The organism is Vibrio sp. Vb0349 (assembly GCF_033338975.1).
Window position 1 is genome coordinate 117,603 of sequence record NZ_JAWOTS010000002.1, and the last position, 24,797, is coordinate 142,399.

At 45.2% G+C, this 24,797-nt stretch carries 21 protein-coding genes; 11 read left to right on the top strand and 10 right to left on the bottom strand.

Going from position 1 to position 24,797, the window contains the following annotated elements:
* Nucleotides 1-19: 19 nt before the first annotated feature.
* Nucleotides 20-2,482 (top strand): trimethylamine-N-oxide reductase TorA, encoded by a 2,463-nt coding sequence (gene torA, locus R7Q47_RS03860; protein WP_041156583.1) that lies wholly within the window; start codon nt 20-22, stop codon nt 2,480-2,482.
* 198 nt (nt 2,483-2,680) lie between these two features.
* Entirely contained in the window at nt 2,681-4,420 is a 1,740-nt protein-coding gene (locus R7Q47_RS03865) for a glycoside hydrolase family 36 protein (RefSeq protein WP_318088656.1), read from the top strand.
* 77 nt (nt 4,421-4,497) lie between these two features.
* Here R7Q47_RS03865 and R7Q47_RS03870 read toward each other — a convergent pair whose 3' ends face one another.
* The gene (locus R7Q47_RS03870) at nt 4,498-5,712 is read right to left on the bottom strand and encodes a putative manganese transporter (protein ID WP_017820871.1); all 1,215 of its coding nucleotides are present in this window, start codon (nt 5,710-5,712) and stop codon (nt 4,498-4,500) included.
* A 186-nt stretch (nt 5,713-5,898) separates the two neighbouring features.
* Here R7Q47_RS03870 and R7Q47_RS03875 point away from each other — a divergent pair, with 186 nt between their 5' ends.
* Nucleotides 5,899-6,804 carry a manganese-dependent inorganic pyrophosphatase gene (locus R7Q47_RS03875; protein ID WP_017634678.1) on the top strand — a complete coding sequence of 302 codons (906 nt, stop codon included), beginning with the start codon at nt 5,899-5,901 and terminating at the stop codon, nt 6,802-6,804.
* Nucleotides 6,805-6,872: 68 nt separating this feature from the next.
* Entirely contained in the window at nt 6,873-7,262 is a 390-nt protein-coding gene (locus R7Q47_RS03880) for a DUF2750 domain-containing protein (protein ID WP_005378129.1), read from the top strand.
* Between the two features lie 81 nt (nt 7,263-7,343).
* On the opposite strand, the gene R7Q47_RS03885 is transcribed toward R7Q47_RS03880, so the two are convergent.
* The 6 genes from R7Q47_RS03885 to pspF form a co-directional block, all read right to left on the bottom strand.
* Nucleotides 7,344-8,135, bottom strand: coding sequence for an ATP-binding cassette domain-containing protein (locus R7Q47_RS03885; protein WP_005393308.1), 792 nt, complete (start codon nt 8,133-8,135; stop codon nt 7,344-7,346).
* Nucleotides 8,132-9,127 carry an oligopeptide/dipeptide ABC transporter ATP-binding protein gene (locus R7Q47_RS03890; protein ID WP_005378126.1) on the bottom strand — a complete coding sequence of 332 codons (996 nt, stop codon included), beginning with the start codon at nt 9,125-9,127 and terminating at the stop codon, nt 8,132-8,134. The genes R7Q47_RS03885 and R7Q47_RS03890 overlap by 4 nt, the downstream gene beginning before the upstream one ends.
* Complete coding sequence (locus R7Q47_RS03895; protein WP_005378123.1) at nt 9,127-10,014, bottom strand: ABC transporter permease subunit; 888 nt, start codon at nt 10,012-10,014, stop codon at nt 9,127-9,129. The genes R7Q47_RS03890 and R7Q47_RS03895 overlap by 1 nt, the downstream gene beginning before the upstream one ends.
* Nucleotides 10,001-10,963, bottom strand: coding sequence for an ABC transporter permease (locus R7Q47_RS03900; protein WP_005378122.1), 963 nt, complete (start codon nt 10,961-10,963; stop codon nt 10,001-10,003). The genes R7Q47_RS03895 and R7Q47_RS03900 overlap by 14 nt, the downstream gene beginning before the upstream one ends.
* Nucleotides 10,963-12,582 (bottom strand): ABC transporter substrate-binding protein SapA, encoded by a 1,620-nt coding sequence (gene sapA / locus R7Q47_RS03905; RefSeq protein WP_213874701.1) that lies wholly within the window; start codon nt 12,580-12,582, stop codon nt 10,963-10,965. Before sapA ends, R7Q47_RS03900 begins: the two co-directional genes overlap by 1 nt.
* 205 nt (nt 12,583-12,787) lie before the next feature.
* On the bottom strand, nt 12,788-13,795 hold the full coding sequence (pspF, locus tag R7Q47_RS03910; protein ID WP_017820869.1) for a phage shock protein operon transcriptional activator: 1,008 nt from the start codon (nt 13,793-13,795) through the stop codon (nt 12,788-12,790).
* A gap of 232 nt (nt 13,796-14,027) precedes the next feature.
* On the opposite strand from pspF, the gene pspA reads away from it, so the two are divergent.
* The 7 genes from pspA (at nt 14,028) to R7Q47_RS03945 (ending at nt 21,367) form a co-directional block, all read left to right on the top strand.
* On the top strand, nt 14,028-14,699 hold the full coding sequence (pspA, locus tag R7Q47_RS03915) for a phage shock protein PspA (protein WP_005378119.1): 672 nt from the start codon (nt 14,028-14,030) through the stop codon (nt 14,697-14,699).
* A gap of 14 nt (nt 14,700-14,713) precedes the next feature.
* Entirely contained in the window at nt 14,714-14,947 is a 234-nt protein-coding gene (gene pspB, locus R7Q47_RS03920) for an envelope stress response membrane protein PspB (protein WP_005378117.1), read from the top strand.
* On the top strand, nt 14,940-15,329 hold the full coding sequence (pspC, locus tag R7Q47_RS03925) for an envelope stress response membrane protein PspC (RefSeq protein WP_025766867.1): 390 nt from the start codon (nt 14,940-14,942) through the stop codon (nt 15,327-15,329). The genes pspB and pspC overlap by 8 nt, the downstream gene beginning before the upstream one ends.
* A 161-nt stretch (nt 15,330-15,490) precedes the next feature.
* The gene (locus R7Q47_RS03930; protein WP_005378114.1) at nt 15,491-16,522 is read left to right on the top strand and encodes an efflux RND transporter periplasmic adaptor subunit; all 1,032 of its coding nucleotides are present in this window, start codon (nt 15,491-15,493) and stop codon (nt 16,520-16,522) included.
* Between the two features lies 1 nt (nt 16,523).
* On the top strand, nt 16,524-17,621 hold the full coding sequence (locus R7Q47_RS03935) for an efflux RND transporter periplasmic adaptor subunit (protein ID WP_005378112.1): 1,098 nt from the start codon (nt 16,524-16,526) through the stop codon (nt 17,619-17,621).
* A complete protein-coding gene (gene vmeI / locus R7Q47_RS03940; protein ID WP_005378110.1) occupies nt 17,618-20,728 on the top strand; it encodes an efflux RND transporter permease subunit VmeI in 3,111 nt (1,036 codons plus the stop codon). Before R7Q47_RS03935 ends, vmeI begins: the two co-directional genes overlap by 4 nt.
* Before the next feature lie 72 nt (nt 20,729-20,800).
* Nucleotides 20,801-21,367, top strand: a complete 567-nt coding sequence (locus R7Q47_RS03945; RefSeq protein ID WP_005378109.1) for a DNA-3-methyladenine glycosylase I — start codon at nt 20,801-20,803, stop codon at nt 21,365-21,367.
* A 24-nt stretch (nt 21,368-21,391) separates the two neighbouring features.
* Here the strand turns inward: R7Q47_RS03945 and R7Q47_RS03950 are convergent, their stop codons facing one another.
* The 3 genes from R7Q47_RS03950 to R7Q47_RS03960 form a co-directional block, all read right to left on the bottom strand.
* The gene (locus R7Q47_RS03950) at nt 21,392-22,252 is read right to left on the bottom strand and encodes a lipase secretion chaperone (protein ID WP_086046632.1); all 861 of its coding nucleotides are present in this window, start codon (nt 22,250-22,252) and stop codon (nt 21,392-21,394) included.
* Between the two features lie 12 nt (nt 22,253-22,264).
* Nucleotides 22,265-23,170 carry a triacylglycerol lipase gene (locus R7Q47_RS03955; protein WP_318088671.1) on the bottom strand — a complete coding sequence of 302 codons (906 nt, stop codon included), beginning with the start codon at nt 23,168-23,170 and terminating at the stop codon, nt 22,265-22,267.
* A 248-nt stretch (nt 23,171-23,418) separates the two neighbouring features.
* Nucleotides 23,419-24,624: a cystathionine beta-lyase gene (locus R7Q47_RS03960; protein WP_151514686.1), complete on the bottom strand. Its 1,206-nt coding sequence runs from the start codon at nt 24,622-24,624 to the stop codon at nt 23,419-23,421.
* Nucleotides 24,625-24,797: the final 173 nt, after the last annotated feature.

Here is a 24,797-nt window from a genome sequence, read left to right on the forward strand (position 1 = left end):
CGGATTGGAGTAATTTTAAATGGCTATTACACGAAGAAGTTTTCTTAAAGGTGTAGCAACCACAAGTGCAGCGTCAGTAATTGGTCCTAGCTTATTGGCGTCCGCCTCTGCAAATGCCGTTGAGACGACAGGTACTTGGAAAGTAACCGGTTCTCACTGGGGCGCGTTCCGCGCCCACATCTACGCGGGTAAAGTTCAAGAGATCAAGCCGCTAGAGCTAGACAAAAACCCAACAGAAATGTTGAACGGTATCAAGGGCATTATTTACAGCCCTTCACGTGTGCGTTACCCAATGGTTCGTCTAGATTGGTTGAAGAAACATAAATACAGCGCAGATACGCGTGGTAACAACCGTTTCATTCGAGTAACTTGGGATGAAGCGCTAGACTTGTTCTACCGCGAACTAGAACGTATTCAAAAAGACTACGGTCCATGGGCGCTACACGCAGGTCAAACGGGTTGGAACCAAACAGGTTCATTCAACAACTGTACCGCGCACATGCAACGTGCAGTAGGTATGCACGGCAACTTCATCACGAAAGTAGGTGACTACTCGACGGGTGCAGGTCAAACCATTATGCCTTACGTACTTGGTTCAACCGAAGTTTACGCACAAGGTACGTCTTGGTCTGAAATCCTAGAGAACTCTGACAACATCGTTCTCTGGGCTAACGACCCAGTGAAAAACCTTCAAGTAGGTTGGAACTGTGAAACGCATGAGTCGTTCAAGTACCTAGCACAACTAAAAGAAAAAGTAGCGAAAGGTGAGATCAACGTTCTATCTGTAGACCCAGTGAAGAACAAGACTCAGCGCTACTTAGAGAACGATCACTTGTACATCAACCCGCTGACAGACGTAGCATTCATGCTTGCTGTGGCGCACGTGCTGTACAACGAAGATTTGTACGATAAGAAGTTCATTGATACTTACTGTCTAGGCTTTGAAGAGTTCATTCAATACGTTCAAGGTAAGACAAAAGATAAAGTAGAGAAAACACCAGAGTGGGCTGCGGCTATCTGTGGCGTGAAAGCGGACAAGATTCGCGAATTCGCGCGTATGCTAGTAAGTGGTCGTACACAGATCCTGATGGGTTGGTGTATCCAGCGTCAAGAGCACGGTGAGCAGCCATACTGGGCAGCGGCTGTGGTTGCTGCAATGGTTGGTCAAATCGGTCTACCTGGGGGTGGTATCTCTTACGGTCACCACTACTCAAGTATCGGTGTACCTTCAACTGGTTTCGCTGGCCCTGGTGGTTTCCCTCGCAACCTTGACCAAGGTATGAAGCCGAAGTGGGACAACAACGACTTTAACGGTTACAGCCGTACTATCCCAGTTGCACGTTGGATCGACTGTCTGCTTGAGCCAGGCAAAGAGATCAACTACAACGGCGGTAAAGTGAAACTGCCAGACTTCAAGATGATGGTGATCTCGGGTTGTAACCCATGGCACCACCATCAAGATCGTAACCGCATGAAGAAAGCGTTCCGCAAACTTCAAACGGTTGTAACGATCGAGTTTGCTTGGACTGCGACATGTCGTTTCTCAGATATCGTTCTACCGGCGTGTACGCAATGGGAACGTAACGACATCGACGTATACGGTTCATACTCGAACAAAGGTCTGATTGCGATGCATCGCCTCGTTGATCCATTGTTCCAATCTAAGCCTGATTTCCAAATCATGAGTGAACTCACTCAGCGTTTTGGTCGCCGCGAAGAATACACTCGTGGTATGAGTGAGATGGAATGGATCGAAAGCCTTTACAACGATTGTAAAAAAGCGAACGAAGGTAAGTTTGAAATGCCAGAATTCAACGAGTTCTGGGAGAAGAGCGTACTAGACTTCGGTGAAGGTAAACCTTGGGTTCGTCATGCGGACTTCCGTAAAGACCCTGAGCTGAATCCACTAGGTACGCCGTCTGGCTTCATCGAGATCACGTCTCGTAAGATCGGCCGTTACGGTTACGAACACTGTCAAGAGCACCCAATGTGGTTCGAAAAATCAGAGCGTTCACACGGTGGTCCTGGTTCAGATAAATACCCATTCTGGTTGCAGTCTTGCCACCCTGATAAGCGTCTGCACTCTCAAATGTGTGAGTCTGAAGAGTTCCGCGCGACTTACGCGGTACAAGGTCGTGAGCCGGTTTACATCAACCCAGCGGATGCCAAAGCAAAAGGCATCAAAGATGGTGATTTGGTACGTGTATTCAACGGTCGTGGTCAGCTATTAGCTGGTGCTGTTTTGACTGACAGCTACCCACGTGGCGTTATTCGTATCGAAGAAGGTGCGTGGTACGGTCCTCTAAACGAGAAAGAAGGCGCAATCTGTACCTACGGTGATCCTAACACGCTAACGCAAGACATCGGTTCTTCTGAGCTTGCACAGGCGACTTCTGCGAACACATGTATCGTAGACTTCGAGAAGTTCACAGGTAAAGTGCCGCCAGTCACTTCATTTGGTGGTCCGATCGAAGTTGCTTAATTAGTGCAGTTTGCATAAATCCAAATACCAGCCTCAGGGCTGGTATTTTTTTATCAAAATTTCAGTGAGCGTTGTCTCAATAGTAACTTCATAACGTTAAACGAGACTGGTATTCGTGATGATGGTAACGAATTGGGTGAGACAAGCAGGAGATAATGCGCCAAGCTAAACAATAATAATTAAGTGAGTAGACTCTTTATGGCTCAGAGCATTCAATTAGCAAATCACACTGAGATCACTGTGAATAACAATGACTTCCAAGTTGAAGTCGAGGGTAATCAATTACATTTTTCTTTTGCTGGTCTTCACAATAAAACCTTTACCGACCATGAAGTGTTATTCGAAATGCCGTTTTTGTACGAGCACGAGGCCAACGTAATTGGGGATGGTTTTCAAATGTTGGCGCAAACGGCGGGAACGATCAATCACCCCGTTGATATTGGTCGCTGCCCAGACAATAATCCTTCTTATCGAATCTATCCTAAAGATGCCCCTAAGCGTTATTACAACTATTTAGTGGTGGAAGGCTCGGCTGGCTACACATTATTTGGCTTCACATCATGTCATCGCTTTGCAGGCTATTTTGATGTTGTACTGCGTGATGGGCATTGGGTTTTATCAGCCGCAATTGATGGTGAGTTGACTCAAGTGGCGGATTGGGAAAGTAATCAACTTGAATCCGTGGCGGTACTCTGTGGTCAATCGCTGTCCGAGCTTTATCAAACCTATGGCGAGATGATTGCAAAGCATCATCCTGTTCGCCAAGGTGTGACACAAGATGCGCCTGTTGGTTGGTGTTCGTGGTACGCGTACTACGCAGACGTGACAGAGCAAGACATCATGCAGAACGTGGATTGCATGCAAGATAAGCTCGAAGACCTAGAGTGGGTACTTCTGGATGATGGCTATCAAGCCTTTATGGGCGATTGGTTAACCCCATCAGATAAGTTTTCTGGTGGCGTAAAAGAGCTCATTCATAATATCCGTGCAAAAGGAAAAAAGCCGGCAATTTGGATGGCGCCTTTCATTGCACAGCCTGAGTCGGAGATCTTCAAACAGCATCCAGAGTGGTTTGTTCGCCACAAGGATGGTGGCTTACTTAAAGCAGAAGATGTCACATACGGTGGTTGGCGATGCACGCCTTGGTACATACTCGATACCTCAAACCCAGAAGTGCAAGACCATCTGACGCATGTGGTCTCTGTCATGAGACAAGAGTGGGGCGTTGAGTTGTTCAAGCTAGACGCTAACTATTGGGGAACCTTAAAAGGTGTTCGCAAACAATCTGGTATTACAGGCGTTGAGGCGTATCGCTTAGGAATGGAAGCGATTGCTAAAGGCGCTGGTGATGCGTGGCTTTTAGGTTGCAACGCGCCAATGTGGCCATCTCTGGGACTTGTGGATGCAATGCGTGTTTCTGACGATGTAGAGCGTCATAGTCGTCGATTCGAGCAGATAGCCAGAGAAACCTTTTACCGTAGTTGGCAGCACCGAAAACTGTGGCAAATTGACCCGGATTGCGCGACATTCACTTCATTAGCTAATCAAGCCGCATCCAGAGAAGAGTATGAATTTCATCGCACGGTGTTATTAGCTAGTGGTGGTTTGCTGCTGTCTGGTGACCCGCTCCCTGAGATTACGCCGTTTGCGAAGAAGATATTGTCTAAGCTCATGTTACGTCAACAACGTAACCAACAATCTGCAAAGTTTACCGCTTTGAGTTTAAATCACGCGTTTTTAAAACTAACGACGAAGAATGACCTCCATTGTTTGTTTAATTATGCGAGTTACGGAGCGATGGAATTTACGCTGACGTCTGATCAACCGGTGGACTGGTATGATTACTGGACAGGGGAAAAGCTAAACCAAGAACCTTGCCAGTTGTTAATGGTGAGCGTGGATAAAGGGCTCAATGCGAAAGCGATCGTTACAGCATAACGTGAAGTAAATCGCCCAATACCAAGATCAAGAAAGGAGCCTATTGCGGCTCCTTTCTCGTTTTGATGCTCTGGGCGTTAGAACTCGAATAAAAAGTAATACCCGTATCCAACAATAAACGCAGGAATGGACGAGTAAATAGTCGCGACCAAAGCAGCTTTCGGTGCCATTGCAATAGCGGGGAATAGGGCGTCACCATCGTTAGAAATCGCATTGGCCAGTTGCGCAGAAAGTGGCGCTGCACCAGAAATGTATAGGCTAGTGACTAAAATTTGCGGTCCACAACCAGGCAACATACCAATGGCTAGGCCAGCTAATGGCATCCAAATTCCCCAATGAGAAAAGGTTTCTACAAGGTCGAGTCCAGAAAAATAGGTCGTCAGTTCAAACGCCAGAAACGCCACGATCACCCAAGCACTGACGAAATTCGTATCTTGTGCTGCTTTTTGAATCGGGTGTGAGTCCACGATTTTTTCATCTTCAGAGACCGTTGACTGATAATCGCCGAGCTCTTTTGTCATAGCCCACAACGACATTGTGATCACCGCGAAGATAGCGCCCAGCCATTCAATGGTATTGGCCTGCAAAGACAACAGCTGATTAATATCGATTTGGAAAGACATTAACACAGCAACGACACTAGCAGGCACAATAAGCCATTTCCAAAATGCGCCTTGTAGATTGATTGCACGTTGTTCAAGGGGTGTGTGTCGGTCTGTCTGGTGTTGGCAACAAGCATGTGTCTGAGGTGCTTCTTTTGGTTCTGGTCGCAGAAAGTTATCAGCATGAAAAGCATTAACAACTAACCCTGAAAGAGTACCCACGATAATGCCTAATCCAACCACGCCTAATCCAACACTTGGTTTGGCGGCCAGAAGTAAAAAGGCAGCGTCACCCATTGTTGAAGTAAGTACCGCGACAATCGCACCAAATCCTACTCGGCCACTAATAAATTGCGTTGTCACAACAATAGCGCCACCACAGCCAGGCAAAGCACCCAACAAAGAAGCAAAGAAAACCTGATGATTACGCGAGCGATGATATAGCTCGGTAATTCGATTGGTTTTCGACATAAAGTTTGAAAGATAATGATAAATAGCCAATGTGGCAGCAACATAGCATGACACCGCCCAGAATGAGTCGGATAGCGTCTGTACGGCTACGTCACGTGTATTTTCATTGCCTAGCAAAATGAGCATGACGATAGGGATCAGCAATCGCTTATAAGCTAAACGAAACTGAGTAGGCTGAAACAACTGTTGTGCAGAGTGTAATAATTGGGTCGCGTTCATCGTTTACTCAAATGCAAATAGGAATAATTATCATTATATGTAAATGAGATTTATTCGCAATAGCATTGTGAACTTTTCTTCGTGTCAAACTCTCTGAAATCAGGTAAAGTATCGGCCTTTGTGAGCAAACACGCCCTAATTAACTGTATTAGGCGGCGTATAAAATTGACTTGAATAGGAAGAAACATGATTCTAGTTGTAGGTCATAAGAACCCAGACAGTGACAGTATTTGTAGTGCACTCGTTGCAACTGAACTTCTAAAAGCGCGTGGCGTTGAAGCTATGCCAATTCGCCAAGGCGAAATCAACCGTGAAACTCAGCACATCCTAGAAGTTGCTGGCGCTGAAGTTCCTGAGCTTCGCACATCAGTTGCGGGTGAGACCGTTTGGCTAGTAGATTACTCAGATCTAGCACAAGCACCAGACGATATCGCAGAAGCTGAAATTGCGGGTATTGTTGACCACCACCGTCTAGGTGACGTGATGACAGTAAACCCAATGGAAGCATGGATCTGGCCTGTTGGTTGTACCAACACTGTTCTATTCAACATGTTCAAGATTGAAGGTCACGCGATTACTCCACAAATTGCTAAGCTAATGATGTCAGCAATTCTATCTGACACAGTAGGTTTTGCTTCTCCAACTTGTACACAAAAAGACAAAGATGCCGTTGCTGAACTAGCGGCAATCGCAGACGTACAAGATGTTGACGCGTTCACTAAAGATCTTCTAATTGCTAAAACAAACATCGAAGGTCTATCAGCGGCTGAGCTTGTTGAGAAAGACCTTAAAGGTTACCCATTCAACGGTCGTGACGTAGTGGTTGGTCAAGTTGAACTTGCAACTCTTGAGCAAGTTGACGGTATGATCGAAGCACTAGAAGCAGACCTAGAATCTCGTTGTGAGAAAGATAACCTAGCGTTCGCTGCTGTAATGCTAACAGACATCACGACTGCTCAAACTCGTCTTCTATACAAAGGTGAGTGGGCTGAGAAGCTTGTTAAGCACGAAAAAGACGGCATGCTAATGATGGAAAACACGCTAAGCCGTAAGAAGCAAGGTTGGCCTTGGCTTCAAACTGAGCTAGCTTAATTTTCTAGCATATACTTTAAATGCCCGCCTAGCTGCGGGCATTTTTCTATGGGAAATAGGAGACGAATATGTCTGAGCAACTGACCCAAGAGCAGATGGATACCATTAATCGCTACAACGAAGAGCAACGTTTAAAGTACTGCGTAAAAGAGATTGTGGCGAATCGTAAGGTTTGGATTCTGAAAGACGAACATGGCTGTGTCATGTTAAATACAGAAGATGATGATTGTGTACCAGTATGGCCAAACGAAGAGTTCGCTTTGCAATGGGCGAATGGTGATTGGGAAGATTGCGAGCCTGAGGCGATCTCTTTAAACAAGTGGCACAGCCGTTGGACCTCTGGTCTAGAGGATGACGAGCTATCGATTGTTGTATTCCCAAATCAAAATGAAGAAGGGGTCGTATTGTTTCCTGACGAGTTTGATTTTGAACTGCGCAAACAAGCGAGCCGCCGTTAGTTTTTTGATTAGTACCCATGCAATAAAGAAGCCTGCGTTAAAGCAGGCTTCTTTACATTTGCACGATTACATCTTTGATAACTATTTTGTTTGATGGCTTGGCGCTTTATAAAAGTGGCTTTCGACTAGTCGTTGAGTAATAGGATGCTCGGGATGAGTCAGTACTTGGTTGGTCTCGCCAAACTCGACCACTTCACCTTCATGCATCACCATCACTTTATCAGTAATATGCTTAACAATGCCAATGTGCTGAGACACGTACACAAATGACAATCCCATCTCTTCTTGCAACTCGAGGAATAAGTTAATGATCTGCGAGCGCATTGCCATATCCAAACCGTTTAACGCCTCATCAGCGACAATGATGGAAGGTTGAAGAATAAGTGCACGAGCCAAACACACGCGCTGTTTTTGACCGGCAGCTAGCATTTGTGGATAAAAATAGGCGTGCTCAGGCAGCAATCCTACGCGGAGTAGGGTGTTCTTTACACGCTGCATGCGCGCATCTGGCGGCATGTTGGTATTTCGCTTTAGCGGACCTTCTAAAATACGACCAATCTGGATTCGTGGGTTTAACGATGTGTTTGGATCTTGGAAAATCATGCGGATGAGCTTGCAGCGTGTCGCGTAATCTTTGTGCTCCAATCGTTCGCCATTCACACGGATCTCTCCGGAGCTTGGTTCAACAACGCCAGCAAGCATACGAGCTAGTGTGGATTTTCCTGACCCGTTTTGACCAATAAAACCAATAGTTTGTCCTGGCTCTAAAGTAAAGCTTACCGGTTTAACTGCCTCATTAACCTGACGTTTGAACAGACGGGAGCGCGTAACAAATTGCTTCGATAAATTATCGACTTCAAGTAACGCACTCATGACTTTTTCTCCGTGTTCAATGGAAAGTGGCAGTTAAATTTATGATTCTTAATTCGTCTGGTGTGTGGAATTTCTACACATTGTTTCTGCGCATATGGGCAACGTGGTCCGAGGCGACAACCGATAGGCAGATGCTGCAATGGCGGAATCGAGCCCGGTAGGGATTGGAGTTTTTGCTTGTGTGGTACCCAATCATTAAAGTCTGGCATCGCTTTAAGCAAGGCATCTGTATACGGGTGCTTGGGTGCCGCAATGATTTTACTGGTATCGGCAGACTCTACCGACTGACCACAATACATTACCGTAATACGTCCTGCCCACTGTGTTATGGTCGCTAAGTCGTGGCCGATAAGCAGAATGGTTGTGTTATTAAGTTGGTTCATGCGGCTCAACAGACGCAAAATTTGCGATTGGGTAATCGGGTCTAAGTCGTTGGTTGGCTCATCTGCGATCAGCAACTTTGGTTTGGTCGCTATCGCCATGGCAATCATGACTTTTTGACACTCACCATCAGTCAGTTCATAAGGGTAGCTACCCATTAAACGCTTGTGATCTTTAATACCCACTTTATGCAAAAGCGCGATGGCCTGTTTTTTACGCCATTTAAATCGCTCCCACCATTTCCCTTCAAATGCGCGAGATGGAATGGATTCAATCAATTGACGCCCGACTTCCTCTGAAGGGTCAAGACAAGTTGAAGGTTCTTGGAAAATCATCGCAATATCACGAGCAATGACGCGCCGACGCTCTTTTGGTGTAAGCTGAAGCAAGTCAATATTGCCAAGGCGCATACGGTCTGCGGTGATGCGCCAGTTATCTTTACTTACCCCGACAATCGCTTTTGCAACTAAGCTTTTCCCTGAACCAGACTCACCTACAAGACCACGAATTTCGCCTTCGTTCAAAGTTAGGCTCATTCGGTCAACGGCTTTGACCAACCCTTGAGGTGTTTCGATCTCAATGGTCAAATGTCGAATATCTAACAACGGCATTATTCGATCCCCGCATTAAGCGCTTGACGTACACCTTCACCTACTAAGTTTAGGGTAATAACAGTAAACATGATGGTCAGGCCGGGTAGGGTCACTGTCCAAGGTGCAATATAAATAAGCTCGACAGAGTCACCTAATATTGCTCCCCACTCGGTGCTTGGGGCCTGTGCGCCTAGGCCAAGAAAACCCAGTGCCGTAATATCTAAAATCGCAGCAGAGAGCGCGAGTGTGATTTCAGCGGCAATGACCGTCAGAATGTTAGGAAGAATTGAACTCCACAGTAAGTAGAAATCATTAGCGCCATCAAGGCGTGCTGCCATTATGTAGTCTTTTTCAACTTCGGTGTGGACTGCGATATAAACGGAGCGAATAAAACGCGGAATCAAAGCCAAGCAGATTGCGAGTAAAATATTGAACCCACCAAAGCCTAGAAATGCCACAAAAATGATTGCTAATAAGAGCGACGGGATCGACATGACGGTATCGAGCAAGTGGTTGAGAGTACTCGACAGTAAGCCTTTCGTCATACCTGCCAATACGCCAATTAAACAGCCTACAACGGCAGCAATTGCGGTGATGGCGACAGCAGCGCCAAATGTCAGCTGAGAGCCCATAATCAGGCGCGAAAGAATATCTCTACCTAAGTCATCGGTCCCCAAAAAGTAATCAACCGTTCCTGCTGGGGCCCATGATGGCGGCACAAGCAACTCACCTGACTGTGCTTGGGCGTCAAATGGTGCAAGTAGGGGGGCAAAAATGGTAATAAGGACGATAAACACCAAGCACCACAAGCCAAACATGGCTAGTCCGTTGGCGCGGTAGCTTCGCCAAAAACGCTCAAACTGTGTTGGAATGCGCTCTTCCTGATAAACGTTATTTGTTAGCATACCATTCCTTTCGAACTAAAGGGTTAATCATCGCGCCAATCAAATCCGAGAGAATGTTAGCGGTAAGAACCAAAGTCGCAAGTACCATCACGCCAGCTTGGATAGATGCATAGTCTTGGCTTGCCAGCGCATCTAAAAGCCAACGACCAATACCTGGCCAGTTAAAAATAGACTCCGTGATGATAGCTAAGGTAATCATACTCGAAAGTTGAACACCAACTTTGGGAATGATAGGCGGTATCGCATTCCGCAATACATGTTGAGTTACGATTTCGCGGTTAGAAAGACCTTTGATTCTCGCTGCACGGATGTAGTTTTGGCTCATCACTTCCGCTACCGAGGAACGCATTAGTCCGACAACCTGGGTGGTTGGAGCCAAAGCGAGCACCAAACATGGCAGCACCATATGCTCAATAACGCTTTGCAGTGCATGAGCGCGGTATTCGCCTTTCGCCATGAATGCGTCGATAATGGCAAACCCGGTTACATGATCAATTTCGTAAAGTAAATCATACCGTCCCGCAACGGGAAAGAGTTGGTATTCCAATGAAAAGACCATGATAAGTAACAGAGCTACCCAAAAGATTGGGGCGGAATAACCAGACATTGACATGAATGAAATGCTGGTATCGAGCCATTTACCTTGCTTCATCCCAGCCACGGTTCCAAGTGGAATGCCGATCAAAAGGGACACCAAAAAGGCAAAGAAACACAATTCCAAAGTGGCTGGGAATACAACGGCGAGCTCGTCGTAAATCGCATTGCCGTTTTTACTTATGCCAAAATCGAGTTGAGAAAGGTTGATCAAGTAAGTTTGCCAGCCAGACCAAAAATCAACGTTTGCCCAGTGCGAGAGAGGGTCAAGGCGCAGCAGAGAAAAACCCACTAATGTAAGGATCATCAAAGTGATGATAAATAGGTTAAAGCGTCGAACGGTATACCAAAACATCAGTGAATTCTCTCAACTCTATCAAACGGTTGGGCATTGAAAGGGCTTGATTTGAAGCCTGTCAGCGATTTGTCGTGCACACGGAACTGCACGCCATGCGCCAGAGGAATAACCGGGAACTCTTGATTCAAAATGTTCTGTGCTTGGCGATATAGGTTCAAACGGTAACGCGGTTCTTGAGTTTCTAAAGCCAAATCGAGCAAGAAATCGAAGTCATCGTTACACCACATGGACACGTTAAGGCCAACGCGGTCAGACTCGCAAGATAATAAAGGGCGGAAAAAGTTGTCAGGATCCCCGGTATCACCAATCCAACCAGTTAAAAGTAAATCGATATCGTTGATGTTCTCCAAATCCACACGTTCAAACCTATCATCGGTAAGTAGCGTTAATTTAACCCCAATATCGGCAAAATTCGCTTGGATTAGCTCTGCGGTCTTGCGAGGGCTTGGGTTAAAAGCACGTGGTTCAAGTGGTACCCACATGGTCAATTCTAGGCCGTCTTCGTAGCCTGCATCTCGAAGTAGTGCCAATGCATAATTCCGGTCATAACGAATTTTTACGCTGTCTTTTTGATAAGCCCATGAATTAGGTGGTAGCAAGGTATAAGCTTGGGAGCCAGTTCCGTAGTAAACCGAATCTAAAATATTTTGACGGTTGATCGCTAAGTTAAGAGCTTGGCGAACTCGAGTATCACTCAGCGCGGTGGTTTCTGTGTTTATCGCAATAAAGGAAACGTTGTTAGCTGGTGTAGCCGTCAGCTCAAGGTTGTCATTTTCTTGAATGACAGGTATTTGGCTCGAAATAGGTGAAGAGAGTACGTCACACTCGTTTCTTAAAAGTTTAGCTAATGTACCCGTCCCTCTGTGAGAGATATCGAACACCACTTGTTCCATTTTTGCTGGTGACTTCCAGTAATTAGAATGACGCTCTAATCGAATCAAGTCGTTCACTTGGTACTCTTTTAATTGATAAGGGCCGGTACCGATAGGAAGTTGGTCGATTTCTTCTTTATGATCTTTTGCTGCCAATTGCTGTCCATACTCCGCAGACAAGATAACCGCATGGCTGGTGGCAATATTGGCCAAGAAAGAAAAGTTTGGCTGAGATAACGTAAACCTTACCGTATACTCATCTATTGCAACCACGTCTTGGAGTAGGTTTTGAAAATCTAACCCTGCAAACCATGGATAAAAACCACCACCTACTTGGTGAAAAGGATGGTCTACATCGATGATTCGCTTGAAGCTAAATACCACATCTTTTGCATTCAATGGGCGAGTGGGTGTGAACCAAGGTGTGGTTTGGAATTTAACACCACGTTTAAGCTTAAACGTGTATTCCGTCCCTGATTCATTTACTGACCAACTCTCGGCGATGCTTGCCACGGGCTGATGTGATTTAGGATCGAGCGTGAGCAGCGTATCGTACAGCTGCGGGCTCAGAGCCTCTGCGGTAATACCGCTATCAATAAGCTGAGGGTTAAACGTGGTCGGCTTACCTTGTCCGCAAAACACAAAGCCAGCTTTGCGAATATCATTGTGGTCAATTTCATCGCCACAAGCGGTCAGTAGGCTAATCCCAATAAGGCTCAGCGATAATCTTATAAAAGCATTCATAATATGAAATGTTCATTGGATCTTGCTCGTTTCGTTTGATCTTACTCTTTCAAAGCTAACAAGCGAAAATGATCTCGCTAATTTATCACCTTTGTGAACTCGCTCCAAACATAAAATCCATACACTGTAAGGTGTTATGCCATAAATGCATGCGAATTAGAGCGCAGTCACGAGCTCGTGTATTGATTGAGTACTCTCGGTCAAGTTAGCTTTGTCCGACCAAACCATATTTTCTAACCATCCCTCGTAATTGGTGATAGCTCAAGCCAAGTAGCTCGGCTGCTTGTCGTTGATTAAACTTGGCTTCTTCCAATGCACGATTGAGTAAATGGATATCTTGTTCCTCTTGCCATTGTTTATAGTCTAGAGGGAATTGGATGGTGTTGCTTGATGCTTCCTCTTCTTGTTGTTCTGCTTGTTTTGCACTATGGCCAAGCGCGCTGTGCCAAACCGTTTCAAAAGGATTGAAAACCAGTTCATCAATTGGGTGAGCATTCAGACCATGTTGGTAAATCGCACGTTCAATCACGTTTTTTAGTTCGCGGACGTTACCGGGCCATTCATATTCAATAAGCGACTGCTGCGCTTTTGGGGTAAAACCGACAAAGTATTCCAGTTGCAGTTCACGACACATTTTCATCGCGTAGTGCTCTGCTAAAGAGAGAATGTCTTCTTTGCGCTCGCGAAGAGGGGGTAACATAATGACATCGAAGGCTAGCCTGTCGAGCAGATCTGCACGAAAATCACCTTGCTCTGCCAATTTTGGTAGGTCGGCATTGGTTGCACAAACAAGTCGAACATCCGCATTGAGAGCGGTATGACCGCCAACTCGCTCATATTCACCATATTCAATGACACGTAATAGCTTTTCTTGAACTAAAAGTGGTGCGGTTGCCAGTTCGTCAAGGAACAAAGTACCGCCCTCGGCACGCTCGAAACGCCCTTTATGCTTACCTTTAGAGCCCGTGAAGGAGCCGGATTCATGTCCAAACAATTCGGAATCTATTAGCCCTTCGCTTAATGTCGCACAGTTGAGTGATAGTAGTGGCTTATCCCAACGTCTTGATAAATAATGCAAACGCTGAGCGATGAGTTCTTTACCCGTACCTCGTTCACCAATGATGAGGACAGGGCGCTCAATGGGTGCAAGTTGTGATACTTTATCTAGTACAGCGAGAAAAGCAGGTGATTCACCAATCAGGTTTTGCTTCATAAAGTCCTTCTTATTTAACAGCCGAGCCATGATTTAGAGATAGAGTTGGTAAATTTCACCAACAGTTGGTGAAAAACATCATAGCACAATAGTGTGTAACGACAATAAAATGAATAACGCTCTGATTTAAAAGAAAATTATAAGTTGGCACGTTACTTGTTATATATTCAGGGAGACACAAGGTTAATCACCACCTTGTCGAGTTTTAATAGGAAAAAAGAGGAGTTCCGTTATGGGTATTTTTTCTCGATTTGCAGATATCGTTAACTCAAACATCAGTGCATTACTGGACAAGGCGGAAGATCCTGAAAAAATGATCCGTCTTATCATTCAAGAAATGGAAGACACACTTGTTGAAGTGCGTACTAACTCGGCTAAAGCGATTGCAGACAAGAAAGAGTTGGCTCGTAAGGTTGAAACGTTAGAAGAGCAAATTGGCGAATGGGGCCAAAAAGCGAGCTTAGCATTAGTTAAAGAGCGTGAAGATCTAGCTCGTGCAGCGTTAATTGAAAAGCAAAAGCTAGAGCAAGTGATTAAAGGCCTCCACACTGAGCAAACCTTAGTGGAAGAAACGATCGATAAGCTTACTGGCGAGATTGGTAAGTTGGAAAGCAAAATTGCTGAAACGCGCGCAAAACAGCAAGCACTAGCAATTCGTAACCAAACTGCATCTAACCGTCGTGATGTGCAAAAACACCTGCACACTAGCCGTACTAATGAAGCGATGGCGAAATTTGAGCAATACTCACGTAAAGTGGATGAAATGGAAGCGGAAGCAGACCTGTATGCTCAAACCGGTAATGCTAAATCGCTAGAACAAGAGTTTGCAGAGTTGCAGGCACAAGACGAAATTGAAAAAGAGTTGGCAAAACTGAAAGAACAGATGTCATCGAAAGATAAATAAGAAAGGAGCCATTTATGTCGGCATTTTTTATAGCAGGACCAGTGATTGTCTTTTTAATCTTTGTCGCTCCACTATGGCTCTTCTTACACTATCGCAGCAAACGCAAAACAGATAGTGCACTGTCGAGCCAGGATTTAGAGCGCCTTCAGGTACTATCTGAAAAAGCGGAAGCGATGCAGTCCCGAGTTGATACATTGGAGCGCATCTTGGATGCTGAGTCACCAACATGGAGACGCAAGTATGAATAATCGAGAACTGTATCGTGACCCAGTAAATGGCAAAATCTCCGGTGTTTGCGCCGGAATTGCCAACTACTTTGGTGCAGAAGTTTGGTTGATTCGTATTGTAGTGATTTCTGCAGCGCTGTTAGGTGGTACGTTTTTGGTATTGTTAGCGTACATCGCGATGGCGTTTATGTTAGAAAAGCAACCAGTAACGTATTCTGAAAATATCAGAGCTCAGCAAGAGCATACGCTCAAAAGTAAGCCTTGGCAGAAAGGGCAAAGCCCTGATCAACTGCTCAGTGTGTTGGAAAGGGATTTTGACCGTCTTGATGGCAAAATTCGTAACATGGAAGCTTATGTTACGTCTGATACATATAGGGTGAACAGAGAATTCAGTAAGCTCTAGGCATTTTGTATCCAAAGAAGATTTAACTGAAGCAGGCATAAAGCCTGCTTTTTTATCACAAATTACTAATTTTAAAGCACTATTAATCTTTTCTGCTCTGGAAGTTCGTTCAAAATTCATCTACTTTAAAAATAATCCCCCAATTTTTATGGATGAATGTAATGAGAAAATTGCTCATTCCTATTGCCATCTCGGCTGTCTTGTCGGGGTGCGGTAAAGAACTTCCTCCTGTTCCTGAACCTGAATCGCGCCCTGCGAAGCTATTTACAGTATCTGTTGGCAATGCCCAGTTTGAGCGACATTTTCCTGCCACGACGGAAGCTGGCGATAGAGCAGTACTGACATTTCGAGTTCCTGGGCTTCTTCAAACGATAGAAGTGAATGAAGGTCAAGTCGTCAGTAAAGGTGATGTTTTGGCGTCATTAAACCCAGATGAATATTCTCTGCTCGAACAGCAAGCTCGGGCAAATTTTTTGCTCGCAGATGTGCAATACAAGCGATACCAAAAGCTACGTAAAGACCAAGTAGTATCTGAGCAAGATTTTGATGAGGCAAAAGCGAATCACAACTCGGCAAAAGCTCAATGGAATCAAGCAAAGGCAAACTTAAGGTATACCAAACTTGTCGCGCCATATGATGGCACCATTTCGTACATTCCAGCAGAAAACCATGAATATGTTGCCGCGAAAGAAGGGGTGATGAATATTCAGTCCAACCAACTCCTCAAAGTGATATTCCAAATCCCAGACTATCTTCTAAATCGTTACACGCAGGGGAGCGATGTCTCTGCCAGAATGATATTTGATGCGTTCCCCGAGCGAGCCTTTGATTTAACCTTTCAGGAAATCGATACAGAAGCCGATCCTAAAACGGGCAGTTACAAAGTCACGATGGTCATGGAACGGCCAGCAGAAATAGGCCTTTTGCCGGGAATGTCTGGCAATGCTTACCTCCTGTCCAAAAGTGCAGGAGCGACAAAGATTCCTAACTCCGCGTTGCTAGAAGAGAACGGCAAAACATACGTTTGGCGTGTCGATGAGCAAGGCATTGTGTCTAAAGCCGCAATTGAGATGAATGACAAAAATCAAGTGTTAGCTGGGCTTAACGATGGCGACCAAATCATTATCTCGGGTGTCAGTGTAATTGAACCCGGAATTAAGGTAAGAGCGTGGATTAAGGAAAGAGGGCTGTAATATGAAAGGAATCATCTCTCTAGCGACTTTACTTTCAACGCTTTTTCTCGTCGGCTGTGGGGATAAGGCGCCAGAAAAAGAGCTCGAAACGCCACGAGTTAGGGTTACGTCATTAGCGGGAAACAAGGTGGACGACAACTTGTACTTCCCTGCGGTTGCGAATGCAGCGGATCGCTCTCATTTGAGCTTCAGAGTCGCAGGAGAAGTCAGCCGCATCATGGTAAAAGAGGGCGACAAAGTCACGAAGGGTGATGTTATTGCAACGCTAGATCCCACTGACTATGAGTTGGATGTAGATAATGCGAGTGCGCGTTTTTCTGTTGTCGACAGTCAGTATCGCCGCTCACGCCCTTTGGTTGATAAAGGCCTATTAGCTAAGTCTCAGTTTGATGAAATTGCAGCACAACGACAAATCGCCTTAGCTGAGCTTCAGTTAGCCAAACTTCGTCTATCATTTACTGCCTTAAAAGCGCCCGTGGATGGGATTATTTCGCGAGTTAATATCGACCAATTCGAAAATGTTCAAGTCGGACAGCATATCGTTAATATTCACAGCTTGGAGCGAGTCGAAGTGTTGATTCAGCTTCCAGACCGCCTCTATGTGAACCAACCGCCAACGGAAGAAAGACTCACAGCGATCAAAGCATTGGTGCGCGTGCCCAGCGGTAACGAATATAACGCGACGGTAAAAGAATTTACGACCGAACCCGATCCAACAACAGGTACGTTTACTGTCACACTGTCGCTTCCTATGCCGGAAGAAGAGTACATCCTAGATGGTATGGCTGTTGAGGTAACGTCTAAAGACGAGAATGTTGGGCTTGATCTCAACCTAGGAATTAATGTCCCTATCGAAGCCATTTTTAATGCGGACGGTGACGAGCTGGGGCGCGAAAACAAATTTGTTTGGGTACTGAATGACGACAATACGGTATCGCGCAAACAGGTGCGAGCAGGTAAGGCATCTAAAACGTCCATTCAAATCCTTGATGGTCTCATGCTCAAAGACAAAGTCGTGATTGCCGGTGTTTCTCGATTAAGGGATGGCATGAAAGTAGAAGTGATACAGGAAATGGCTACGCAGGAGGCCGGTCTATGAGCGATCTTAATAAATCAGTGCCTCAAAGTGATGATGATGTGACCGGTATTGCTGCGTACTTCATCCGAAATCGCGTCATCAGTTGGATGGTCGCACTGATATTTTTGATTGGTGGTATCGCCGCATTCTTTGGTTTAGGGCGTCTTGAGGACCCTGCTTTTACTATTAAAGATGCGATGGTAGTGACCTCTTACCCTGGTGCGACACCGCAACAAGTCGAAGAAGAAGTGACGTATCCAATCGAAAAAGCGATTCAGCAGCTTACTTATGTTGATGAAGTGAATTCGATTTCTAGCCGAGGATTATCGCAAATCACGGTCACGATGAAGAACAATTATGGCCCTGATGATCTGCCACAAATCTGGGATGAGTTACGCCGTAAAGTGAACGACCTTAAAGGGACGTTGCCTCCAGGTGTGAATGAACCTCAAGTGATCGATGATTTTGGTGATGTTTACGGGATTTTGTTAGCGGTGACTGGCGACGGTTATAGCTATAAAGAGCTACTGGATTACGTCGATTACTTACGCCGAGAGCTCGAACTGGTTGATGGCGTGAGTAAAGTTTCGGTATCCGGGCAACAGCAAGAGCAAGTGTTCATCGAAGTATCGATGAAAAAATTGAGCAGTATAGGTCTTGCTCCGGATACCGTGTTTAATCTTCTTTCGACGCAAAACGTAGTTTCTGACGCAGGAGCGATCAGAATTGGTGATGAGTACATCAGAATTCAGCCGACTGGCGAGTTCCAGAGTGTAGATGAGCTAGGCGATTTGTTGATTACTGAGTCGGGTGCTCAGGGGCTCATCTTCTTGAAAGATGTGGCGGAAATAAAACGTGGTTACGTAGAAGTCCCGAATAATATTATTAATTTTAACGGCAGCCTCGCACTAAACGTGGGTGTTTCTTTTGCTGAAGGCGTCAACGTCGTTGAAGTCGGAAAAGCGTTTGATCATCGCCTTGCAGAGCTAAAGTACCAACAACCTGTTGGTATCGAAATCTCGGAAATTTACAGTCAGCCTAAAGAGGTGGATAAATCGGTTAGCGGTTTTGTTGTCAGCTTGGCTCAAGCTGTCGGTATCGTCATTATCGTACTTCTGTTCTTTATGGGGCTACGTTCTGGGCTACTTATCGGTTTAATCTTGCTGCTGACGGTGCTGGGTACGTTCATTTTCATGAAGTATCTCGCGATAGATTTACAGCGGATTTCATTAGGTGCCTTGGTTATCGCATTGGGTATGCTGGTGGACAATGCAATCGTCGTGGTTGAGGGGATTTTGATTGGTACTCAAAAAGGGCGAACTCGACTCCAAGCAGCGACCGACATTGTTACCCAAACAAAGTGGCCATTACTTGGGGCAACTGTGATTGCGGTAACTGCATTTGCGCCAATTGGACTGTCTGAAGACTCGACGGGCGAATACTGTGGCACTTTATTTACGGTTCTGCTGATCTCTTTAATGTTGAGCTGGTTTACCGCTATCTCGTTGACACCATTCTTTGCTGACATCTTCTTTAAAGGCCAGAAGATTAAACAAGGTGAAGGGGAAGAAAATGATCCATATAACGGGGTTATTTTCGTTATTTATAAAAAGTTTCTTCAGTTTTGTATGCGTCGTGCTTGGTTTACCGTTGTGGTGTTGATTGTGGGATTAGCGGCAAGTGTTTACGGGTTCACCTTTGTGAAGCAAGCGTTTTTCCCATCTTCGACAACGCCGATTTTTCAGTTAGATGTATGGATGCCAGAAGGAACTGATATTCGAGCAACCAACACAACGCTTAAAGAGTTAGAAAGTTGGTTAGCTAAGCAAGAGCATGTTGACCATATCACGACGACCGCGGGTAAAGGCTTACAGCGCTTCATGTTAACGTACGCGCCAGAGAAAAGTTATGCGGCTTATGGTGAGATAACCACTCGTATGGAAAACTACGAAGCGTTAAAACCATTAATGGCGAAGTTTCGAGAGTATTTAAAAGCCAACTACCCAGAAATCAATTACAAGCTCAAACAGATTGAGTTAGGCCCTGGTGGTGGTGCAAAAATTGAAGCGCGCATTATTGGTTCAGATCCAACCGTCCTTCGTACGATAGCCGCTCAGGTCAAGGACATCATGTACGCCGACCCTCAGGCAACAAATATCAGGCATGATTGGCGTGAACGAACCCAAGTTCTTGAACCTCAGTTTAACGAGAGTCAGGCACGTCGCTATGGCATTACAAAATCAGATGTCGATGACTTCTTGTCCATGTCATTCTCTGGAATGACGATAGGCCTTTACCGAGACGGCACTACGCTCATGCCTATCGTGGCTCGCTTACCTGAAGATGAACGTATTGATATTCGTAACATTGAAGGCATGAAAATATGGAGTCCAGCACAGAGTGAGTTTATTCCACTTCAACAAGTCACAATGGGTTACGACATGCGTTGGGAGGATCCTATTATTGTGCGTAAAAACCGTAAGCGTATGCTCACTGTGATGGCAGACCCTGATATTCTAGGTGAAGAAACCGCATCGACGTTGCAAAAACGCTTACAGCCTCAAATCGAAGCGATTCAAATGCCTCCTGGCTATTCACTAGAGTGGGGTGGTGAATACGAATCTTCAGGTGATGCTCAAGAGTCACTGTTTACTACTATGCCAATGGGGTACTTGTTCATGTTCTTGATCACTGTATTCCTATTTAACTCTATCAAAGAGCCACTCATTGTTTGGCTTACCGTGCCGCTGGCGTTAATTGGTGTCACTACCGGTTTGTTGGCACTCAACACGCCGTTTGGTTTTATGGCATTGCTCGGCTTCTTAAGCTTATCGGGAATGGTGCTCAAAAATGGCATCGTATTACTGGACCAAATTGAAATTGAAATGAAGTCCGGTAAAGAGGCTTATGACGCGGTCGTTGATGCTGCGGTAAGTCGCGTCCGTCCCGTTTGTATGGCTGCTATCACGACGATCCTTGGTATGATCCCACTGTTGCCAGATATTTTCTTCAAACCAATGGCGGTTACGATTATGTTTGGTTTGGGTTTTGCGACAGTCCTGACACTGATTGTCGTGCCAGTGTTGTATCGTTTGTTCCATAAAGTGGCAGTACCGAAACAGGCTTAGTGCTACTGATATAACGATGAAAAATATCGCGCCTCTAACTCATCAGTTAGAGGCGCTTTTTAAGGAAGAATAATGACAGAACAAAAAACGTGTGCGTGGGCGATGAATCACCCATTAGAGCGCGAATATCATGATTCCGAATGGGGCGTGCCAGTATATGACGACCAAGTCCTGTTTGAATTTATTACGTTGGAAGGTGCGCAAGCTGGCCTTAGTTGGATCACCATCCTTAAAAAGCGCGAAGGTTACAGAGAAGCGTTCGAGAATTACGATCTAGATGCGTTGGAACAAAGAAATGAAGAACGCGCTGAATACATCGTGGAAAACTTCGATGTTGTGAGACATCGCGGAAAGATTAACTCGGTATTCAGTAATGCCAAAGCGGCCAAAGCGTTAATTGCTGAATACGGGAGTTTATCAGACGCGTTGTGGCAGTTCGTGGATGGCGAACCAATCGTCAATCAATGGCAACATATGAGTGACGTACCAGCTTCGACAGAGCAATCCAAAGCCATGAGTAAATTCCTAAAAAAGAAAGGCTTCAAGTTTGTCGGTGAAACCATCTGTTATGCCTTCATGCAAGCCGTCGGCATGGTGGATGACCATATCGTTGGATGTCCTAAAAAGCAGAATAAGTAACGTTTGGCTATTAAGCTAATGTTGTTAGTTCTGGCTATCATGAATACGTTCCAAAGCTTCGATTCGACGCCATTGAGTGGCATCGAAGCTTTGTTTTCTTAAAGCAATGATTTCTGCCTGTTTTTCGTCTTGCCCTAAAAAACCCCTATTCAGAATATTTTGACGCTGCTTTAAGTAAGTGGCGAGTTGAGTCTCAAATGATGCTCTTTGCTCATCAAGCTTTTGCAGCCTCTGCGCTCCGGCATCTCCTACCAGAGCAACACGGGCGATGTACTTGTCTTGTGAATCAAGCTGAGAAGCTTGCTCGAGCTGCTCTGCTAATGCGTTATTGCGTTCACTTTCTCGTATGTAATCCGGTTGTTCTGATAATGCTTGATTGAGAAGGTGTGCTTGACTCTCGATATCCGATGCCTGTGTTTTAATCGTCAGCTTTTCTAAAGCAAGTTGGCGAAGTCGGTTTTCTTCGTCAAACAATTGGGTTATCTGCACCTCGTTAAAGTATTGAAGCTGTAAGTTCAGTATTGCTTCATTCAGCATGGTTAAATGTTCAAGCGTTAGGTGGTTGTGCTCAAAAGGCTCTAATGCAGAGAGTGCTTGCTTGTAGGAAAGGTAGGCTTGAAAAAGTTTGGCATCAATATTCAGAGTTTGCTTTGCTAAAGTGTCATCATTAACTTCCGCTTTGATCGTATCGAGATCTTCTTCGCCCAGCCGGCTAAGAGAATATTCGAAGAAGTCTTTTGGGGAAGAGACATCGGCGGCTATATCTTGCTGAGATTGCGAATGGTTAGAGGTTATCTCTTGTTGTTTGTCGCTTTGCAACAGAGAAAGCGCTCCCACGCCAAATATCGAGAGCAGGATAAAAGTGGTGAGAGCGACTTTCTTCATTGTGATGACCTCTTATAAACCTTGAAGTTTGAGACGATTTGCATGTTGGCGATAAAGCGTGACTGGATCGGTTTCAAAAAGATGATGAATACCGAGTAGGCCGTTAATTTCATCCAAATGGTTCATTTGATAATCATCACGTATGACTTTGCCCAAATGTGTGCTGCACGCACCAACTAAGCCATCATTTGGCCCATCAAAGGCTAAGCCAAGTACCATCATGGCAGCGTCGGTCGGATCGAAAACGTTTGTAAAAGTGGATGATCCGGTCCATGAGTAGTAATAAACGCCATTTGAAGCCAGCAAGTCACCATTACCACATTCACTGGTAGGGACTCCCTCCGGGTAGTGTTGGTTAAACGCTAATGATCCTTCCGTGGTTAATGCTGCTAGTGAGGCTAAAGGGTCTTGGTCGAGATCAGAACCACCTGATAGAAGATTAATAAGAGTAGTTAAGCCTTGCGCCAGTTTTACCGCGAGCTGCTCACTACCCGAACCCTCAGATACGGTGCCACGAACTAAATCTGCCACTTTAGACCCTTTATTAACGCCTCCTATACTCGTAACTGATGCGACTAGGTCAGGACGGACAGAGGCAACATAGCGCGTTGTTGGACCACCATGACTGTGACCAATGAGATTGACTTTCTCTGCGCCTGTTGCTGCAAGTAAGGTTTCGACTTGAGCAAGCAGTTGCTCCCCTCGAACTTCGCTGCTATTGGTCGCGGATACCTGTGCAACATAAACCGTAGCGCCATCTTTTGTTAAGGAATGTGGTATTCCGAAAAAGTAATCAACGCCTGCCAGGGTATCAAAACCAAACAAACCGTGAACCAGAACAATCGGATTCTTGGTTTGGGTATAACCTGTTGCAGCGGATACGGAGGTTATTGGGACGGTAATTAAGGTAAAAAGCATTAGCGCTATAAATTTGAGTTTCAAAACTATCTCCTTGTGGTATGACCTCTTATGAATGATAAAAAGTAGGAGAGAAACTCTAAATTTGGAAAGCCTATTTGTGGCACATTATTTCATTCTGTGACTGCTCAATTGAAAAACAACACAAATGATTAACATTAATTAATGGTTCGGGTGAATGTTGGTTAATTCTAATTAAGTCAGGGGCTTATAAAAACGCCCCGCAATGCAGGGCGATTCAATCATTGTTATAGGGAGACTTCTTTTTCAAGCATTAAGGCGTTATAACGCGCAAAACCAGTCTCTAAATCAGCGATCAAGTCATTTACGTCTTCTAAGCCAATATGAATACGAACCAAAGTACCTTCAAAGTGTGGGTGAGCTACGGTTCTCAGGCTGTTAAAGCTCTTAGGTTCGTTAGCTAGAATGAGGCTTTCATAACCGCCCCAAGAGTAACCCATACTGAAGTGTTTCATACCATCAAGCAGAGCCGTCGTCGCTTTTGGATAAGACGTTTTGAGAACAAATGAAAACAAGCCGTTTCCACCTGTGAAGTCTCGTTTGAAAAACTCATGGCCAGGGCTTGTTTCTAAAGCTGGATGGCGGACATGATCAACTTCTGGGCGAGAAGCGAGCCACTGAGCGACTTTTAAACTGCTTTCTGCGTGCTGTCTTAGGCGAACATCCAACGTGCGAATACCTCGAAGACCTAGGTATGCGTCGTCAGGAGAAACGCACTGACCCATCAGGTAGCTTTGTTCACGAAGCTGATCCCAATACTTTTCAGAAGCCACAGCAGTACCTAGCATGACATCTGAATGTCCAACGATATACTTAGTCGCCGCTTGAATGGAAATGTCTACGCCATGCTCGAAAGGAGAGAAGTTCACGCCAGCTCCCCATGTGTTGTCAAGCATCACAATGATATCTTGCTCGTGGGCAATGCGCGCTAATGTAGGTACATCTTGGACTTCCATGGTTATTGAACCAGGAGACTCCAAGAAAAGGACTCTGGTATTCGGCTGAATCAAGTCTCGGATACCTTCACCGATCATTGGGTCATAATAGGTGGTTTCGATGCCCATTTTCTTCATTATGGTGTTACAAAAGTCACGAGTTGGTTCGTAACAAGTGTCCACCATTAGAATGTGATCGCCAGTTTCAACGAAAGAGAGGATGGCGTTTGAAATTGCTGCCGTTCCACAAGGGTAAAGCGCGCAACCAGCTCCACCTTCAATCTCAACCATTGCGTCTTGGAAAGCAAAGTGCGTGTTGGTGCCTCGGCGACCATAAAACAATGTTTTGTTTGCACGATTAATGGTGGCTTGGTTCTTTTCTGCAACGGTATTGAATACCACGGTTGAAGCGCGTTGAACGGGTGGGTTTACAACACCATTTGTCCACTTTTTATCGCGGCCAGCGGTAATGAGTTTGGTTTTTTTTCCCTCTGACATAAAAGTTCCCTGTCTTAAATATTGCGGTTTTGAATATTTAAAACATGGACGACGTAGGTTATGCAAGGGAAAAGTCAACTATCAGCCAATAACAGCCAAGATGAACAGGTAATGATGTCGAGAGGTATCGTGTAGATAGGGAGCTAAAAGAACAAACCTCCAGCAGGATGCAT

Coding starts and splice junctions, on each gene's coding strand:
- vmeI (WP_005378110.1), top strand. CDS start 17,618: ATGAGCGATCTTAATAAATCAGTGCCTCAAAGTGATGATGATGTGACC.
- R7Q47_RS03930 (WP_005378114.1), top strand. CDS start 15,491: ATGAGAAAATTGCTCATTCCTATTGCCATCTCGGCTGTCTTGTCGGGG.
- pspC (WP_025766867.1), top strand. CDS start 14,940: ATGAATAATCGAGAACTGTATCGTGACCCAGTAAATGGCAAAATCTCC.
- R7Q47_RS03870 (WP_017820871.1), bottom strand. CDS start 5,712: ATGAACGCGACCCAATTATTACACTCTGCACAACAGTTGTTTCAGCCT.
- R7Q47_RS03945 (WP_005378109.1), top strand. CDS start 20,801: ATGACAGAACAAAAAACGTGTGCGTGGGCGATGAATCACCCATTAGAG.
- pspB (WP_005378117.1), top strand. CDS start 14,714: ATGTCGGCATTTTTTATAGCAGGACCAGTGATTGTCTTTTTAATCTTT.
- R7Q47_RS03960 (WP_151514686.1), bottom strand. CDS start 24,624: ATGTCAGAGGGAAAAAAAACCAAACTCATTACCGCTGGCCGCGATAAA.
- torA (WP_041156583.1), top strand. CDS start 20: ATGGCTATTACACGAAGAAGTTTTCTTAAAGGTGTAGCAACCACAAGT.
- R7Q47_RS03875 (WP_017634678.1), top strand. CDS start 5,899: ATGATTCTAGTTGTAGGTCATAAGAACCCAGACAGTGACAGTATTTGT.
- sapA (WP_213874701.1), bottom strand. CDS start 12,582: ATGAATGCTTTTATAAGATTATCGCTGAGCCTTATTGGGATTAGCCTA.
- R7Q47_RS03955 (WP_318088671.1), bottom strand. CDS start 23,170: ATGCTTTTTACCTTAATTACCGTCCCAATAACCTCCGTATCCGCTGCA.
- R7Q47_RS03885 (WP_005393308.1), bottom strand. CDS start 8,135: ATGAGTGCGTTACTTGAAGTCGATAATTTATCGAAGCAATTTGTTACG.
- R7Q47_RS03880 (WP_005378129.1), top strand. CDS start 6,873: ATGTCTGAGCAACTGACCCAAGAGCAGATGGATACCATTAATCGCTAC.
- pspA (WP_005378119.1), top strand. CDS start 14,028: ATGGGTATTTTTTCTCGATTTGCAGATATCGTTAACTCAAACATCAGT.
- R7Q47_RS03935 (WP_005378112.1), top strand. CDS start 16,524: ATGAAAGGAATCATCTCTCTAGCGACTTTACTTTCAACGCTTTTTCTC.
- R7Q47_RS03895 (WP_005378123.1), bottom strand. CDS start 10,014: ATGCTAACAAATAACGTTTATCAGGAAGAGCGCATTCCAACACAGTTT.
- R7Q47_RS03890 (WP_005378126.1), bottom strand. CDS start 9,127: ATGCCGTTGTTAGATATTCGACATTTGACCATTGAGATCGAAACACCT.
- R7Q47_RS03950 (WP_086046632.1), bottom strand. CDS start 22,252: ATGAAGAAAGTCGCTCTCACCACTTTTATCCTGCTCTCGATATTTGGC.
- R7Q47_RS03865 (WP_318088656.1), top strand. CDS start 2,681: ATGGCTCAGAGCATTCAATTAGCAAATCACACTGAGATCACTGTGAAT.
- R7Q47_RS03900 (WP_005378122.1), bottom strand. CDS start 10,963: ATGTTTTGGTATACCGTTCGACGCTTTAACCTATTTATCATCACTTTG.
- pspF (WP_017820869.1), bottom strand. CDS start 13,795: ATGAAGCAAAACCTGATTGGTGAATCACCTGCTTTTCTCGCTGTACTA.